This is a genomic window from Streptomyces bicolor, assembly GCF_000719285.1.
Lineage (GTDB): Bacteria > Actinomycetota > Actinomycetes > Streptomycetales > Streptomycetaceae > Streptomyces > Streptomyces bicolor.
Window position 1 is genome coordinate 210,170 of the sequence record NZ_JOFS01000010.1, and the last position, 15,677, is coordinate 225,846.

General features: G+C 71.0%; 16 protein-coding genes. 8 read left to right on the plus strand and 8 right to left on the minus strand.

Going from position 1 to position 15,677, the window contains the following annotated elements; all coding sequences use genetic code 11:
• The first annotated feature begins 61 nt into the window (after positions 1–61).
• Both IF78_RS0116450 and IF78_RS0116455 read left to right on the plus strand, forming a co-directional pair.
• Entirely contained in the window at positions 62–796 is a 735-nt protein-coding gene (locus IF78_RS0116450) for a class I SAM-dependent methyltransferase (protein WP_031476382.1), read from the plus strand.
• Positions 793–1,863 (plus strand): prenyltransferase/squalene oxidase repeat-containing protein, encoded by a 1,071-nt coding sequence (locus tag IF78_RS0116455; protein WP_031476384.1) that lies wholly within the window; start codon positions 793–795, stop codon positions 1,861–1,863. The genes IF78_RS0116450 and IF78_RS0116455 overlap by 4 nt, the downstream gene beginning before the upstream one ends.
• Before the next feature lie 13 nt (positions 1,864–1,876).
• Here the strand turns inward: IF78_RS0116455 and IF78_RS0116460 are convergent, their stop codons facing one another.
• From IF78_RS0116460 to IF78_RS0116485, 6 genes are all read right to left on the minus strand, one after another.
• Positions 1,877–2,170: a hypothetical protein gene (locus tag IF78_RS0116460; RefSeq protein WP_031476386.1), complete on the minus strand. Its 294-nt coding sequence runs from the start codon at positions 2,168–2,170 to the stop codon at positions 1,877–1,879.
• A 46-nt stretch (positions 2,171–2,216) separates the two neighbouring features.
• The gene (locus IF78_RS0116465; RefSeq protein WP_031476387.1) at positions 2,217–3,227 is read right to left on the minus strand and encodes an LLM class F420-dependent oxidoreductase; all 1,011 of its coding nucleotides are present in this window, start codon (positions 3,225–3,227) and stop codon (positions 2,217–2,219) included.
• Positions 3,228–3,326: 99 nt separating this feature from the next.
• The gene (locus tag IF78_RS0116470; protein ID WP_031476389.1) at positions 3,327–4,142 is read right to left on the minus strand and encodes a DUF5336 domain-containing protein; all 816 of its coding nucleotides are present in this window, start codon (positions 4,140–4,142) and stop codon (positions 3,327–3,329) included.
• Positions 4,143–4,309: 167 nt separating this feature from the next.
• Entirely contained in the window at positions 4,310–5,254 is a 945-nt protein-coding gene (locus IF78_RS0116475) for an N-acetylmuramoyl-L-alanine amidase (protein WP_031476391.1), read from the minus strand.
• A gap of 69 nt (positions 5,255–5,323) precedes the next feature.
• Entirely contained in the window at positions 5,324–5,974 is a 651-nt protein-coding gene (locus tag IF78_RS0116480) for a class I SAM-dependent methyltransferase (protein ID WP_031476393.1), read from the minus strand.
• A 109-nt stretch (positions 5,975–6,083) separates the two neighbouring features.
• Positions 6,084–7,829 carry an MFS transporter gene (locus tag IF78_RS0116485; RefSeq protein ID WP_031476395.1) on the minus strand — a complete coding sequence of 582 codons (1,746 nt, stop codon included), beginning with the start codon at positions 7,827–7,829 and terminating at the stop codon, positions 6,084–6,086.
• Between the two features lie 154 nt (positions 7,830–7,983).
• Here IF78_RS0116485 and IF78_RS0116490 point away from each other — a divergent pair, with 154 nt between their 5' ends.
• From IF78_RS0116490 to IF78_RS0116500, 3 genes are all read left to right on the plus strand, one after another.
• Positions 7,984–9,432: an MFS transporter gene (locus IF78_RS0116490; protein ID WP_031498319.1), complete on the plus strand. Its 1,449-nt coding sequence runs from the start codon at positions 7,984–7,986 to the stop codon at positions 9,430–9,432.
• Positions 9,433–9,545: 113 nt separating this feature from the next.
• Complete coding sequence (locus IF78_RS0116495; protein ID WP_031476399.1) at positions 9,546–10,088, plus strand: SigE family RNA polymerase sigma factor; 543 nt, start codon at positions 9,546–9,548, stop codon at positions 10,086–10,088.
• Entirely contained in the window at positions 10,085–10,918 is an 834-nt protein-coding gene (locus tag IF78_RS0116500) for a hypothetical protein (RefSeq protein WP_031476401.1), read from the plus strand. Before IF78_RS0116495 ends, IF78_RS0116500 begins: the two co-directional genes overlap by 4 nt.
• Before the next feature lie 31 nt (positions 10,919–10,949).
• Here the strand turns inward: IF78_RS0116500 and IF78_RS0116505 are convergent, their stop codons facing one another.
• Entirely contained in the window at positions 10,950–11,582 is a 633-nt protein-coding gene (locus IF78_RS0116505; RefSeq protein ID WP_031476403.1) for a response regulator transcription factor, read from the minus strand.
• A gap of 98 nt (positions 11,583–11,680) precedes the next feature.
• Positions 11,681–11,887, minus strand: a complete 207-nt coding sequence (locus IF78_RS0116510) for a hypothetical protein (RefSeq protein WP_158751405.1) — start codon at positions 11,885–11,887, stop codon at positions 11,681–11,683.
• A gap of 693 nt (positions 11,888–12,580) precedes the next feature.
• On the opposite strand from IF78_RS0116510, the gene IF78_RS0116515 reads away from it, so the two are divergent.
• From IF78_RS0116515 to IF78_RS0116525, 3 genes are read left to right on the plus strand one after another with little or no spacing between them, the layout of a single operon-like run.
• Positions 12,581–13,456, plus strand: a complete 876-nt coding sequence (locus IF78_RS0116515; RefSeq protein ID WP_031476407.1) for a MaoC/PaaZ C-terminal domain-containing protein — start codon at positions 12,581–12,583, stop codon at positions 13,454–13,456.
• A 49-nt stretch (positions 13,457–13,505) separates the two neighbouring features.
• The gene (locus IF78_RS0116520) at positions 13,506–14,582 is read left to right on the plus strand and encodes a Zn-dependent alcohol dehydrogenase (protein WP_031476408.1); all 1,077 of its coding nucleotides are present in this window, start codon (positions 13,506–13,508) and stop codon (positions 14,580–14,582) included.
• Positions 14,583–14,593: 11 nt separating this feature from the next.
• Positions 14,594–15,532, plus strand: a complete 939-nt coding sequence (locus IF78_RS0116525; protein ID WP_031476410.1) for a 3-oxoacyl-ACP reductase — start codon at positions 14,594–14,596, stop codon at positions 15,530–15,532.
• The last annotated feature ends 145 nt before the right edge of the window (positions 15,533–15,677 follow it).

A 15,677-nucleotide genomic window follows, 5' to 3' on the forward strand; every position in this document is an offset into this window, starting at 1 on the left:
CCGTACACACGCCCGGTGCCCCCCGCCCCGCCCATCGTTCCGACCGCGAAAGCAGGCCCACGTGCTGACCGTCGACTTCTCCCGGTTCCCGCTCGCCCCGGGCGACCGCGTCCTGGACCTCGGCTGCGGTGCCGGCCGGCACGCGTTCGAGTGCTACCGGCGCGGCGCCCAGGTCGTGGCGCTGGACCAGAACGGTGAGGAGATCCGCGAGGTCGCGAAGTGGTTCGCGGCGATGAAGGAGGCGGGGGAGGCGCCGGAGGGGGCCACCGCCACCGCCATGGAGGGCGACGCCCTCGCGCTGCCCTTCCCCGACGAGTCCTTCGACGTCGTGATCATCTCCGAGGTCATGGAGCACATCCCGGACGACAAGGGCGTCCTCGCCGAGATGGTGCGGGTGCTCAGGCCCGGCGGCCGTATCGCCATCACCGTCCCGCGCTACGGCCCCGAGAAGGTCTGCTGGGCGTTGTCCGACGAGTACCACGAGGTCGAGGGCGGCCACATCCGCATCTACAAGGCGGACGAGCTGCTCGCCAAGATCCGCGAGGCCGGCCTCAAGCCCTACGGCACCCACCACGCCCACGCCCTGCACTCGCCCTACTGGTGGCTGAAGTGCGCGTTCGGCGTCGACAACGACAAGGCGCTGCCGGTGCGGGCGTACCACAAGCTGCTGGTCTGGGACATCATGAAGAAACCGCTGGCCACCCGGGTCGCCGAACAGGCGCTGAACCCGCTGATCGGCAAGAGCTTCGTGGCGTACGCGACCAAGCCCCACCTGCCGGCGGTGGACGCCCGGTGACCACCCCCCGGACAGAACACCTCGTCCTGCCCGGGGTCCTCACCGCAGGGCAGGCCGCCGCGACCGTGGCGGGGATCCTCGCGGTACAGCGGGAGGACGGGGCGATCCCGTGGTTCCGCGGGCACCACCTCGACCCGTGGGACCACGTAGAGGCCGCGATGGCGCTGGACGCCGCCGGTGAGCACACGGCCGCCGAGCGGGCGTACACCTGGCTGGCGACGCACCAGAACGAGGACGGCTCCTGGTACGCCGCCTACCAGGACGGCGCCTTCGACGACGTCACCGACACCGGGCGCGAGACCAACTTCGTCGCCTACATAGCCGTAGGCGTCTGGCACCACTATCTCTCCACCGGCGACGACACGTTCCTGGACCGCATGTGGCCGTCCGTCTACGCCGCGATCGAGTTCGTCCTCCAGCTCCAGCAGCCGGGCGGGCAGATCGGCTGGCGGCGCGACGACGACGGGACGGCGACGGCGGACGCCCTGCTGACCGGTTCCTCCTCGATCCACCATGCGCTGCGGTGCGCGCTGGCCATCGCCGAGCAGCGGGAAGAGCCGCAGCCGGACTGGGAGTTGGCGGCGGGCGCACTGCGGCACGCGATCCGCCGGCACCCGGAGCGGTTCCTGGACAAGGACCGGTACTCGATGGACTGGTACTACCCGGTGCTGGGCGGTGCGTTGACCGGAGCCGAGGCCAAGTCCCGGATGGAGGACGGCTGGGAGCGTTTCGTCGTTCCCGGGCTCGGCGTGCGGTGTGTCGTGCCCAACCCGTGGGTCACGGGCGGCGAGTCGGCCGAACTCGCCCTCGCGCTCTGGGCGATGGGGGAGTCGGACCGGGCACTGGAGATCCTGCAGTCCATCCAGCATCTGCGGGATCCGCAGAGCGGCCTGTACTGGACGGGCTATGTCTTCGACGACGACGCGATCTGGCCGCAGGAGCTGACGACTTGGACGGCGGGGTCGCTGTTGCTCGCCGTCGCGGCGCTGGGCGGGCACGAGGCGACATGCGCGGTGTTCGGCGGGGACCGGCTGCCGTTGGGGCTGGACCCGGACTGCTGCGCCTGACAGCGAGCGCGTTTCAGTGGCGGTGGACTCGATTGGCTATCGCGTGCCCGATGAACAGGTAGACCACCGCCGCCAGGCCGTAGCCCGCCACGACCCTCGCCCACTCCTCGTCGAACGTGAACAGGTCGTGTGACCAGCCCGCCAGCCAACGCGCCGCGTCATGCACGAACTGGACGAAGTCGTTGGCGCGGTTGGCGTCCAGCAGATACATCAGGATCCACAGGCCCAGGATGACGGCCATGACGTCGGCGACGATCGCGATGACCGTGCCGGCCTGGTTGGCACCGTTGCGATATCGAGGGGACATGCCCCTTCGGGTAGCCCTTGATGTCTGGATGAAACCCGGAGGCGGACTACGCGTTCAGCTCCGCCAGCACCCGCAGAGACTCCCGATCCGGCACCAGTGCCAGCAGATCGGTCACCGGCCCCTTCCGCCACAACTCCAGCCGCTCCGCGATGCGTTCACGCGGCCCGACCAGGGAGATCTCGTCGGCGAAGGCGTCGGGCACGGCGAGTACGGCCTCCTCCCGGCGCCCGTCAAGGAAGAGCCGCTGAATCCGCCTGGCCTCGTCCTCGTACCCCATGCGCGCCATGAGGTCGGCGTGGAAGTTGCGGGCCGCGTGGCCCATGCCGCCGATGTAGAAGCCGAGCATGGCCTTGACGGGCAGGAGGCCGTCGGAGACGTCGTCACATACCTTCACCCGCGCCATCGGAGCGACGAGGAATCCCTGTGGAAGGTCGCGTACGGCGTCCCCGTACACCTCGGGCCTACTCGGCGACCAGTACAACGGCAGCCAGCCGTCGGCGATGCGGGTGGTCTGAGCGACGTTCTTGGGGCCCTCGGCACCGAGAAGGATCGGCAGGTCCGGGCGGAGGGGGTGGGTGATCGGTTTGAGCGCCTTGCCGACACCGGTGGCGTCCGGGCCGCGGTACGGGTGGGAGTGGAAACGCCCGTCGAGCTCAACCGGAGCCTCGCGACGCAGGACTTGCCGTACGACATCGACGTACTCCCTCGTAGCGGTGAGCGGCGACGCCGGGAACGGCCGCCCGTACCACCCCTCCACCACCTGCGGCCCCGACAGCCCCAGCCCGAGCATCATGCGGCCACCGGAGAGGTGGTCGAGGGTGAGGGCGTGCATGGCGGTCGTGGTCGGTGAGCGGGCCGCCATCTGGGCAACGGCCGTACCCAGCTTGATCCTTGAGGTCTGTGCGGCGATCCAGGTGAGCGGGGCGAACGCGTCGGACCCCCAGGACTCGGCGGTCCATACGGAGTCGTAGCCGAGCCGCTCGGCCTCCTGGGCGAGGGGGACGTGGTCGGGGGAGGGGCCGCGACCCCAGTAACCGAGAGCGAGCCCGAGCCGCATGCCTGCCTCCTCCTGACGGTATGTCAGCTGGGAGGGCGACTGTACGACAACGGCCCCTCACCGGGAAGGGTGAGGGGCCGTAGAGCGGGGTTCGCGGGCTCAGCCGCGCTGGATCCCCGAGGTGTCCTGCAGCACACCACGGCGGCCGTCCTGCGTCTGGGCCACCAGGGCCGGGCCGCGCTGCTCGACGGCCAGGTACCAGGTGCCCGGCGCGAGTTCGGCGATCGGCGTGGGCGAGCCGTCCTCCGCGAACAGCGGACGCGGCACGGGCACGGCGAACCAGAACGGAGAGAAGTCCGCGGCGGGCGCCTGCGGCGTCTGCGGCTGCTGGGGCTGCCCACCGAAGGGCTGCCCGGGCTGCGGCTGACCCCCGTAGGGCTGCTGCGGCTGCTGGGCACCCGGGTAGCCGTAACCGCCCTGCGGCTGACCGCCGTAGGGCTGGGGGGCGGCGGGGCGGGGGGCCGGGATGAGGGCGGCCTGGAGGGCGGGGACGAGGGGGGTGGCGATGGCGGCGCCGGCCATGACCAGGGTGGCGATGAGGGCGAGGATCAGGCCGATGCCGGGGCTGACCCCGATATCCGTGCCGCCGTTGTCGGCTCCGCCCATCACGTCGAAGATGTTGCCCAGCGCGCTCCACGCAGCGAAGACCGCGAAGGCGGCGCCGAACTGCCCCAGGTCCAGGCCGGCAACCTTGGGCACCTGCGGCAGGCCCCGGGACACGATGACGAGTGCGCCGCCGATGATCCCGGCCAGGACGACGCTCATCAGGACCGGCCCACTTCCCCAGAGATTCGGGAGGTCGGCGCTGTCGGAAGCCCCGTCGATCGAGTAGAGATCGAGGAACGACGCGATCAACAGCAACACCGCTGCTCCGATCACCACGCCGTCGCCTCGAGTGAGGGAGCGGATATTCACTTCAGGAGGTCCTTCGTCAGTCGTCTCGTCATCGGCATCGCTGGAGGCGTCGCTGTCACCATGTCGCCGTAAGGCCCCGGTGTGAAGCGCAGGGGTGGCCCCTCATCGTAGGGACGACCCTATCTTCCGACCGGCGAGAGTGTCCGCCGGTATCAGCCCGGTGATCACTACCCGCGCAGGAAACTCACGATTCCCTCAGAGATCCCCCGCGCTGCCTTCTGTCGCCACGCACCGCTGGTGAGCAACGCCGCGTCCTTGTTATCGCGCATGTTGCCGCACTCGATGAACACCTTGGGAACCGTTGACAGATTGAGACCGCCGAGGTCCTTACGTGTGACGAGACCCGTGCCGCCGCCGACGTAGTTGGAGGGCGCGCTGCCCGTGACGCGGACGAAGGAGCCCGCGATGCGTTCGCCGAGTTCGCGGGAGGGGGTGACGATCGGGCCGGTGTCGGCGGCGCCCTCGGACACCTTGGCCGGGAGGATGACGTGGAAGCCGCGTTGGTCGGCGCCCGCGCCGTCCGCGTGGATGGAGACGACGGCGTCGGCGTGTGCCTTGTTGCCGATGCGGGCCCGTTCGTCCACGCAGGGGCCCCAGGGCCGGTCGCCGTCCTGGGTGAACTTCACCGTGGCGCCCTGCTTCTGCAGCAGGGTGCGCAGACGGTGGGCGACGTCGAGGGTGAACTCGGCTTCCGTGTAGCCGTCGTTGGTGGATGTACCCGTCGTGTCGCACTCCTTCCAGTTCGTGCCGATGTTCACCTTGCGGTTGATCTCGGCCGTGTGCTGGAAGTTGTTCGGGTTGTGGCCCGGGTCGATGACGACGACCTTGCCCTGGAGGGGGCCGGAGGCGGCCGTGGAGTCGGCGGTGGAGTCGGTGGTCGGCGTCGGGCCCGGCGGCTTGTCGTCGCTCGTGCCGGAGATCTCCGGAGTCGTGCCCGACGGCCGTACGGCCGCGTTGCCCGCTCCGCCCGTGTTGCCGGAGTCACCCATCGCCTCGTACATCACCCACCCGAGCAGCGCCCCCGGCACGAGGGCGGCGGCCACGACGGTCAGGGCGCGGCGGCGGGGGCGGCGGGGCTGGGGTGGATCGAAGTCCGGTCCTACGTACGACACGCCTGCCACCTTACGGGCCGACCACGCGCTCCGCGGGGAAGGCACGGTCGAGCGCCGCCGACCGTGGGATCAGACCCCTGTCCCCGTCCGCTTCAGTACCCGCAACGACTCGGTCACCGACACCTCCGTGAACGCCCCGGACTCCAGTGCCCGCAGATAGATCCGGTACGGGGCCTGGCCGGTGAACTCGTCCTTCGGGTCCGGGAACACGTCGTGGATGACGAGCAGCCCGCCGTCGGCGACATGCGGGGCCCACCCCTCGTAGTCGGCGTTCGCGTGCTCGTCGGTGTGGCCGCCGTCGATGAAGACGAGGCCGAGGGGGCCGCCCCAGACCTTCGCCACCTGCGGGGAGCGGCCGACGAGGGCGACGACGTGCTCCTCCAGACCGGCGCGGTGCAGCGTGCGGCGGAACGTGGGCAGCGTGTCCATCAGGCCGATCTCGGGGTCGACCGTCTCCGGGTCGTGGTACTCCCACCCCGGCTGCTGCTCCTCGCTGCCCCGGTGGTGGTCGACCGTGAGGGCCGTCACCCCGGCCTCGCGAGCGGCGTCGGCGAGCAGGATCGTGGAGCGGCCGCAGTAGGTGCCGACCTCCAGGAGCGGCAGGCCGAGCCGCCCGGCCTCGACGGCGGCCGCGTACAGAGCGAGCCCCTCGTGCATCGGCATGAAGCCCTTGGCGGCCTCGAAGGCGGCGAGAATCTCGGGCTTGGGCGCCGGGGCCATGAGGGTCCTCTCGGTCGTACGGGTGTTTGGGCGCCCATGGTGCACCACGCCCCCCGTCATGTGTGCGACGGGGGGTGTGACCTGCCGGGTCTCACACGGTGACCGTCTCTTACGCGGTGACCGTCTCTCCCGGCAGCGACAGGTCCAGGTCGACCGGGCTGTCATCGCCGGTGTGCGTCGCCGACGAGGCGAGCGGGGCGTGGCCGTCGGCCCGGGCGGCCAGGACGTAGGCGCCCTGGGCGGGGACCGAGAGGGCGTAGGTGCCGTCCTCGGCGGAGAGGGTCGCGCCCGCCTGGCGGCCCCGGCGGTCGATGAGCGTCACCCTGGCGCGGGCCACCGGCGTGCCCTCGGCGTCCAGGACGCGGCCGCGGAAGCCGCGCAATGCCTCCTCGGCGCGCTCCAGGTTGGCGTCCTCCTCGCTGCTGGCGCGCAGCTGCGGGTGGGCGGCGGCCGGACGCTGCCTCGGCAGGAACAGGGCCATCAGCAGGCCGATGGCCACCGCGGCGGTCGCGATCAGGAACGAGACGCGGAAGCCGTGCATGGTCGGGATCTCGACGCCGCCCACCGTGTTCGCGGTGTTGGCCAGCACCATGCCGATGACGGCGCTGGAGACCGACGTACCGATGGAACGCATCAGCGTGTTGAGGCCGTTCGCCGCGCCCGTCTCGGAGGCCGGGACCGCGCCGACGATCAGCGCGGGGAGGGAGGAGTAGGCCAGGCCGATGCCGGCGCCCAGGACGACCGCGATGACGAGGCTCTGCCAGGGGGCGCTCATCAGGCCGAGGCCGGCGCCGTAGCCGATCGCGATGATCAGCATGCCGAGGATGAGGGTGACTTTCGGGCCGTACTTCGCCGAGAGGCGGGCGTAGACGGGTGCCGTGAACATCATCGTCAGGCCCAGCGGGGCGACGAGCAGACCGGCGACGACCATCGACTGGCCGAGGCCGTAGCCGGTCGCCTTCGGGAGCTGGAGCAGCTGGGGGAGGACGAGGGAGACGACGTAGAAGCTGACGCCGACCATGATCGACGCGAGGTTGGTGAAGAGGACGGCGGGGCGGGCCGTGGTGCGCAGGTCGACCAGGGGTGCCTTGGTGCGCAGCTCGTAGACGCCCCACAGGAGGAGTACGGCTGCGGAGGCCGCGAACATGCCGAGGGTGGTGCCGGAGGTCCAGCCCCAGTCGCTGCCCTTGGTGATCGGCAGGAGGAAGAGGACCAGGCCGGCGGAGAGGCCGAGCGCGCCGAGCACGTCGAAGGAGCCTTCGGCGCGGACCTTGGACTCCGGTACGACGAGGAGGGTGAGGACGATGGACAGGGCGCCGAGGCCGGCGGCTCCGTAGAAGAGGGCGTGCCAGTCGGCGTGCTGGGCGACCAGGGCCGCGGCGGGCAGCGCGAGTCCGCCGCCGACGCCGATCGAGGAGCTCATCAGGGCCATCGCCGAGCCGAGTCGCTCGCGGGGCAGCATGTCGCGCATCAGGCCGATGCCGAGGGGGATCGCGCCCATCGCGAAGCCCTGGAGGGTACGGCCGACGATCATGGGGAGGAGGGTGCTGGTGAACGCGCTGATCAGCGCGCCGACCACCATCACCGACAGGCTGGCTATCAGCATGCGCCGTTTGCCGTAGAGGTCGCCCAGACGGCCCATGATCGGGGTGGCGACGGCGCCCGAGAGGAGGGTCGAGGTCAGGACCCAGGTGGCGTTGCTGGGCGCGGTGCTCAGCAGCTGCGGCAGGTCCTTGATGACCGGGACGAGCAGGGTCTGCATCACCGCGACAACGATGCCCGCGAAGGCGAGGACCGGGACGAGGGCGCCGGAGGTCGCTCTGCTGGTGGGCTGGTCGTTGGTCGTTTGTGTCATGTGGGGGATCAACCCGGTGTGCCTGGGCAACTATTCCGATGCTTTGGCCAGCTAACGATTTCTTGACCTTCTCTTGGATGAACGGGCTCATGGCGCGAGGGGGCGCCGGTCCTAGACCGAATTCCCGATGCCAGGAGCGTCGGTCGTTGAGAGCATGACACTCATGCTCGAAGCCGCCGATGTCACCCGCGCCCCTCGCCGTACCAACCCGCCCACCTGGCTGGTGCTCGCCCTCGCGTGCGCCGGACAGTTCCTGGTCGTGCTCGACGTGTCCGTCGTGAACGTCGCGCTGCCGTCGATGCGGGCCGACCTGGGGCTGAGCGCGCCGGGACTGCAGTGGGTGGTGAACGCGTACGCCATCGCCTTCGCGGGCTTCATGCTGCTCGGCGGGCGGGCCGGGGATCTGTACGGCCGTAAGCGGATGTTCCTCGTCGGGCTGGGCCTGTTCACCCTGGCCTCGCTGGCCGGCGGGCTGGCCCAGCAGGAGTGGCAGCTGCTGGTCGCGCGGGCCGTGCAGGGGCTGGGCGCGGCGGTGCTGGCGCCCTCGACGCTGACCATCCTGACGGCGGCGGTGCCGGAGGGGGCGGCTCGGGCGCGGGCGATCGGGACGTGGACCGCCGTCGGTGCGGGGGGTGGCGCCGCGGGCGGGCTCGTCGGCGGGGTGCTGGTGGATGTGCTGTCGTGGCGCTGGGTGCTGCTGATCAACGTGCCGATCGGGGCGGTGGTGCTGGCCGGGGCGGTGCGGTGGCTCGCGGAGAGCCGGGCCGGGGACCGGCGGCGACTGGACCTGCCGGGTGCGGTGCTGGTGACGGCCGGGCTGGCGACCTTGGCGTACGGCATCTCGCAGACGGAGGCCTCGGGCTGGATGGCGGCCGCCACGGTCGTACCGCTGCTCGCCGGCCCCGCTCTGCTCGGCGTCTTCCTCGTCGTGGAGTCACGTACGGCGGCTCCGCTGATGCCGCTCGGGCTGCTGCGACTGCGGGCCGTGGCGTCGGCGAACGTGGCCATGTTCCTGTCCGGGTCGGCGATGTTCTGCATGTGGTTCTTCATGACGCTGTACGCCCAGAACGTGCTCCACTACACCCCGCTGGAGGCCGGGCTGGCGCTGGTGCCGAGTTCGCTGGCCGTGGTCGTCGGCTCCAAACTGGCACCCCGGCTGATGCGTGCGGTCGGCCCGCGCACCGTGGCGGTGCTGGGCACGGCGGTCGCGGCCGTCGGCTTCGGCTGGCAGTCGACGCTCAGTGTGGAGGGCGGGTATGTGACCTCGATCATGGTGCCGGGGATCCTGATGATGCTGGGCGCGGGTCTGGGGATGACGCCGCTCGCGTCGCTGGCCACGTCCGAGGCCGGTCCCGGTGAGGCCGGGCTGGTGTCGGGGCTGGTCAACACCTCCCGCACGATGGGTGGTTCGCTGGGGCTCGCGGTCATGTCGACGATTGCGGCGGGGCGTTCGGCGGGGAGCGGGGGGCCGCACGCGCTGACGGAGACGCCGCAGGCTCTGACCGAGGGGTATGCGTTGGTGTTCCGTGCGTCGGCGGTGCTGCTGCTGGCGGGGGCGGTGCTGATGCTGCTGTGGCTGCCGAGGAAGGCTTCCGCGTCCTGAGATCCTCCCGGCCATGCTCGGCGGTGGGCAACGCGCCGTCCTGAAAAACTTCTGCCTCGTGAGGCAACGGTCCGGACGGTCCGTGGACTCCTTTGAATATCAAGGAGGTGCCCATGGGGGATCGCAAGGCGGCTCGGGACACGGAGTTCCAGAGCTTTGTCATCGGCCGCTGGCCGCGGCTGATGCGGACGGCATTTCTCCTCACGGGGGAGCAGCACGCCGCGGAGGACCTGGTCCAGTCGACGCTGGAACAGGTCTATGTGGCCTGGCGCAGAGTCGGCTCGGCCGACGACCCGGAGGCGTATGTACGACGCGTGATGATCAACGCGCACGCGCGCAAACACCGCCGACGGCTCAAGGAGTTCCTGGCGCCGAAGGACGACTCCGGGCTGGCGCGGGAGGTGGCGGACACCGATGACCGCATCGGCCGGGCCGAGGACCGCAGCTCCCTGCTGTCGGCGCTCACCCAACTGCCGCCCCGGCAGCGGGAGGCGGTGGTGCTGCGCTACTGGGAGGACCTGACCGAGACGCAGACGGCGGAGGCGATGGGCTGTTCCGTCGGCGCGGTGAAGAGCAACGCGGCCAAGGGGATCGCGAAACTCCGGGCCATACCTGGACTGGCCGAGATGGTGACGCAGGGAGGACGGGGCCGATGAGCGCGGACCGGGAGACGAACCACGGCATGAGCAGCCACGACATCAGCAACACGGACATCGCCCTGCTGCTGGCCGACGCCGCGGACGGGGCCGAGATCGGCATAGCCCCCTACCAGGCGGTGATCCGGGGCGGCCGCCGCCGCAGGGCCCGCCGCTGGGTGGTGGCGACGGCGACGGCCCTGGTGCTGGTCGGCTCGGCGGGGACGCTGGCACTGGCGGGACTGCCGGGCGGGGACGGGAGCCGGGGCTCGCACGTGGCGACGCAGCCGCCGTCGGCGCAGGACGAGCATGTGTTCGTGCCTCAGCGATCCACGATCGCGACCGGCAACGACCACGGCAAGGAGTGGTCGGTCACGATCGACGTGTGGGGTGCGCCGAGGAACGCGGCGGAGGCACAGGTCCAGTGGGAGGCGATGGCCACCTACGGCAACCGACCGGTGGACAAGCCCTCCGAACTGATCGGCAAGAAGGCCTTCTTCGTGGCCCGCGCATACGGCGCCGGCGCGGAGCCCCAGATCACGATGCTGGACGTGTTCACCAAGGAGGACGGCAGCATGACCGGGACGGACATCGAGGCCGCCGCGCTCCCCCTGGACCCGGATGCCGAAGCCCCCAACCGCCTGGTGATCGGACAGGTCGGCAAGACCGCCCGGACGGTCACCTGCACCTGGCAGAACGGCACGATGACCGACGTCCGCAAGGTGCCGGCGGGTTACGACATCAACACCGACGACGAGGCGATCCGCCCGGTGGACGGCTCCCCGGTGAACTGGTTCGTGTGCCTGGCGCCGGACGACACGGTCTTCAAGGCGGTGCATGTGGCGGAGTAGGAGGCGGAGCGGCCGGAGTCCGCGACAAGGGCTACAGCCACCCCCGCAGCCGGGCCTCCCGCAGCGCCTCCGTGTGGTTGGCGGAGGCCGTCCTGGCGGTGGCGGAGACGAGGCAGTCGAGGACCGTCGGCTCGGGGAGGTGCAGTCGGGCGGCGATGTCGGCGACGGTCGCGCCGTTCGCCGAAGCTCTGAGGACGTCGCACTCCTGGGCCGTGAGCGGGTTGGGGCCGGCGTCGCGGGCGGTGCCGGCGAGGGCCGGGTCGATGACCGTCTCGCCGGTCAGGACTCGGCGGATCGCGGTCGCCAGTTCCTCGACGGGGGCGTCCTTGACCAGGAAACCGGCGGCGCCCGCGTCCATGGCCCGGCGGAGGTGGCCGGGGCGGCCGTGGGTGGTGAGAAGCAGTACCCGGCAGTCCGGCGCCTGGTCGCGCAGCTCCGCCGCGGCGTCGAGGCCGCTCCGCCCCGGGAGTTCGACGTCGAGGAGGGCGACGTCGGGCCGGTACGTGAGAGCGGCGTCCACGATCGCCTCCCCTGCCGGCACCTGCACCACGACCTCGAGGTCCGGCTCCATCCCGAGCAGTAAGGCGAGCGCCCCGTGCGTCACGCCCTGGTCCTCGGCGAGCAGGACCCTGATGGACTTCGCGGGCCGGTGGTCCCGGGGCATCTCGTTCACACGGCCAGCGTATGGGGGACGGGCCTGGTGAGAGCCCGGGTGGCACGACCCGAAGGGAACCGGTTCTCGAGCCGCGCCACCCGTCCCGGTCACGTCAGACCGATGGCGTTCGTGATGAGCAGGCTCACGGTCACGGAGGAGACGAAACCGCCCCCGCCGCCGATGAGCGCCGCCGGGAGCCCGGCGCCCCCTGCGCTCATGAGAATTCCGACGATGATGCCCGCGATGACCGACAAGAGGGCAACGATGACGACGACGAAGACCCGGTGATTGCACACCGGAGACGGAGCAGACAACGACGATCCTTCCGAGTTCTGTCAGAACATCGGCATCCGGATCCCGTGGGAGCAAGCGCACACGTCACCCGGACGGCCCATGTCCACGCGATGAGGCCGTAACCGCGGGAAGCCGCTCATGGAGCGGGCCCGGGGTAACCACGCGGCGGAACCGGCGTGGCCCAAGGTGTTCATGTGCATCCCCCTGCGCGTCGTCGTGGGTCGTCCAACCCGTTGACTGGGCCTCGGCCAGTCTACCGCCGCGGCACACAACAGATCGTGATCGCAAGGGAGTTGATGACCGGATAGCGATGATCGGTGGTTCGGCCGAGTGCCGTGAGCGGCAGGCGAATCGGTGACGGAAGCCGTGAACGTGGCTCGAACTCGCCACCGCCCGCAGCCTTCGGCGGCGAGTGAGCGTTGGGGCCGGTCCGTTGGCCAGGTCCGGCACGGGTAAGGCCCCGGCGCGTCGATCCGGCGAACCTCATCTGATGAGGCGTCAGGAGTCTTCACAAGTGCAGGGCGCTCGGCTATACAGAGGTCGCCGGACTGGAACGCGTTCTAGAACGGCCCGTGACGACCTCGGTGCGGCCGACGGTGCGGACGGCCGTACCGAGGTCTTGCCCGATACACCGGATGCCCCCGGTTCGTTTGCCGGATGCCCGATCTGCTGGACGCCCGATCTGCCGGATGCCCCGTTCTGTCAGGAGCCCCATGCCCATCGACGCCGCCAAGGCCGTAGCCGCCGAACCCCGGACCGGCGAGATCTCCTGGACCGCGAAGGACGTGCAGCTCTACCACCTCGGCATCGGCGCGGGCGCCCGCCCGGACATCGCGGGTCCCGCCACCGACCCCGACGAACTGCGCTACACCCTGGAGTCCCGGCTGCACGTCCTGCCGAGCTTCGCCACCGTCGCCGGCGCCGGCTCACCCGGCGTGATCAGCAGCCTGTCCATGCCCGGCATCGAGGTCGACCTCGCCCGCATCCTGCACGGCGGGCAGTCGCTCACCGTCCACCGCCCGGTGCCCGTCGCGGGCACCGCGACCGCGACCGGCCGTATCGCCGCCGTCTACGACAAGGGCAAGGCGGCCGTCCTCGTCATGCGCACCGAGGTCGCCGACGCCGACGGCCCGTTGTGGACCAACGACGCGCAGATCTTCGTACGCGGAGAGGGCGGCTGGGGCGGCGACCGCGGCCCCTCCGCACGCCTCGAACCACTGGCCGGCCACCCCGACAAGGTCGTCGAGCGGCCCATTCGTGCGGACCAGGCCCTCCTCTACCGCCTCTCCGGCGACCTCAACCCGCTGCACGCGGACCCGGAGTTCGCCAAGATCGCCGGATTCGAGCGGCCCATCCTGCACGGCCTGTGCACCTACGGCATCACGCTCAAGGCGGTCGTCGACACGCTGCTCGGCGGGGACGTGAGCCGGGTGCGGTCGTACGTCACACGGTTCGCCGGCGTCGTGTTCCCGGGGGAGACCCTGCGCATCCGCATGTGGCGGCAGGAGGGCCGGGTCCGGGTGGAGGTGGGCGCGGTGGAGCGCGACGACGCTCCCGTCCTCGCCGACACGGTCGTCGAACACACCTGAGCCCGCCACCGCACAGCCTCACGCCCGTACTCCAGAGGGGAGCCGCACCATGCGAGCAGCCGTACTGCACGAGATCGGCCAGGACAAGCTCGAGATCCTCGACGACGTCGAGGCGGTGGGCTTTGGCCCCGGCAGGGTGAGGGTCCGGGTGCGGGCCACGGGGCTGTGCCACTCCGACCTGTCCGCGATGGCGGGGGTGCTTCCGCAGCCGGCGCCCTTCGTGCCGGGTCATGAGGGCGCCGGCGAGATACTCGAAGTCGGGGAAGGCGTACGGCACCTGAAGCCCGGCGACCGCGTCGTCGTCTGCTGGCTCCCCGCCTGCGGTGCCTGCCCCGCCTGCAAACGTGGCCAGACCCAGCTGTGCCTGGCCGGGTTCATGAACGCCGGCACCCCCAACTTCAAGCGCCCCGGCGGTGACGTCTTCGGCTTCGCCGGCACCGGCACCTTCACCGAGGAGGTCGTCGTCGACGCCGGCTGCGCGGTGCCGATCCCCGACGACGTCCCCTTCGACATCGCCGCCCTCATCGGCTGCGGGGTCACCACAGGACTCGGCGCCGCGCTCAACACCGCCGACGTGGCGGCCGGTTCGTCCGTCGCCGTCATCGGCTGCGGCGGCGTCGGCATCTCCGCGATCCAGGGCGCCCGGCTCAAGGGGGCCGCCGAGATCGTCGCCGTCGACCCGGTCGCCTCGCGCCGCGAGTCCGCCCTCAAGTTCGGTGCCACCAGGGCCGTTTCGCCGGACGAGCTGGCCGACGCCAAGCAGCAGGTCACCGCCGGCGAGGGCTTCGACTACGTCTTCGAGGTCGTCGGCAAGTCGGCCACCGCCCGGACGGCGTACGAGAACACCCGGCGCGGCGGCACGCTCGTGATCGTCGGCGCGGGCGCCATGGACGACTTCCTCCAGCTCAACATGTTCGAGCTGTTCTTCGACGAGAAGCGGATCCTGCCGTCCATGTACGGCGGCGGCGACGTCCTGAGCTCCTACGAGCGGACGGTCGCGCTCTGGCGCGCCGGCCGCATCGACCTGGCCGGCCTGATCACCCACCGCGTGCCGCTCGCCGACATCAACGAGGCCCTGGATCAGATGCGCACGGGCACGGCGCTGCGTACGTGCATCGAGATCTGACGGGAGTGCGTGTGTCGCTGCCACTTGAGGGACTGTCCGCCATCGTCACCGGCGCCGGCCGCGGTCTGGGCCGGGCCGAGGCACTGGAGCTCGCCCGGCTCGGCGCGGCGGTCGTCGTCAACGACTACGGACGGCCCGGACGGGACGGTTCGGGGGAGGCCTCCGCAGGCCCCGCCGAGCAGGTCGCCGCCGAGATCCGCGCGGCGGGGGGCAAGGCCCTCGCCCACACCGGGGACGTCGCCGACCACCAACAGGCCGCCGCACTGGTCCAGTTGGCGATCACCGAGTTCGGCAAGCTGGACATCCTCGTCAACAACGCGGGCATCCTGCGCGACCGCATGGTCTTCTCCATGTCGGAGGAGGAGTGGGACTCGGTCATCCGGGTCCACCTCAAGGGCCACTTCAACACCACCCGCTTCGCCGCCGCGCACTGGCGCGAGCGGTCCAAGGCGGTGGGCGGGCCGGTGTACGGACGGATCGTGAACACCTCGTCGGAGGCGTTCCTCGCCGGATCCGCCGGGCAGCCCAACTACGCGGCGGCCAAGGGCGGAATCGTCGGGCTCACCACCTCCACGGCCCTCGCGCTCGCCAAGTACGGCGTGACCGCGAACGCGATCTGCCCACGTGCCCGCACCCGTATGACCGAGGACGTCTTCGCGGGCCTCCAACAGCCGCAGGACGGCCTCGACCCCCTCGCCCCCGAGCATGTCGCCCCGCTCGTCGGCTACTTGGCCGCACCGGCCGCCGCCCGCGTCAACGGCCAGCTGCTCGTCGTGCACGGCGGCATGGTGGCGATCGTCGAACGGCCGCGAGTGTCCGCGAAGTTCGACAGCAAGCAGGAGGCTTTCACGTACGACGAGCTGGACGCCCTGCTCACCGCGCACTACGCGCAGCGGCCGGCGGGGGAGACGTTCGGGGCGGCAGAGGTCCTGGCGCTGAAACGCGGGTAGGCGGCGGGTAGGTACGGCAACGGCCCTGTCCCTCGAGGAGGAACAGGGCCGTCGCAGTCGTCGGCGCCCGGTGTCAGGCTGCTGACTCGGTCTCCTCGGCCGGCTTGCGGTGACGGCCGCGGGGAGCCGTCTCGCTGTCGTGGGA

Coding starts and splice junctions, on each gene's coding strand:
- IF78_RS0116460 (WP_031476386.1), bottom strand. CDS start 2,170: ATGTCCCCTCGATATCGCAACGGTGCCAACCAGGCCGGCACGGTCATC.
- IF78_RS0116465 (WP_031476387.1), bottom strand. CDS start 3,227: ATGCGGCTCGGGCTCGCTCTCGGTTACTGGGGTCGCGGCCCCTCCCCC.
- IF78_RS0116480 (WP_031476393.1), bottom strand. CDS start 5,974: ATGGCCCCGGCGCCCAAGCCCGAGATTCTCGCCGCCTTCGAGGCCGCC.
- IF78_RS0116485 (WP_031476395.1), bottom strand. CDS start 7,829: ATGACACAAACGACCAACGACCAGCCCACCAGCAGAGCGACCTCCGGC.
- IF78_RS0116490 (WP_031498319.1), top strand. CDS start 7,984: ATGACACTCATGCTCGAAGCCGCCGATGTCACCCGCGCCCCTCGCCGT.
- IF78_RS0116495 (WP_031476399.1), top strand. CDS start 9,546: ATGGGGGATCGCAAGGCGGCTCGGGACACGGAGTTCCAGAGCTTTGTC.
- IF78_RS0116500 (WP_031476401.1), top strand. CDS start 10,085: ATGAGCGCGGACCGGGAGACGAACCACGGCATGAGCAGCCACGACATC.
- IF78_RS0116505 (WP_031476403.1), bottom strand. CDS start 11,582: ATGCCCCGGGACCACCGGCCCGCGAAGTCCATCAGGGTCCTGCTCGCC.
- IF78_RS0116515 (WP_031476407.1), top strand. CDS start 12,581: ATGCCCATCGACGCCGCCAAGGCCGTAGCCGCCGAACCCCGGACCGGC.
- IF78_RS0116520 (WP_031476408.1), top strand. CDS start 13,506: ATGCGAGCAGCCGTACTGCACGAGATCGGCCAGGACAAGCTCGAGATC.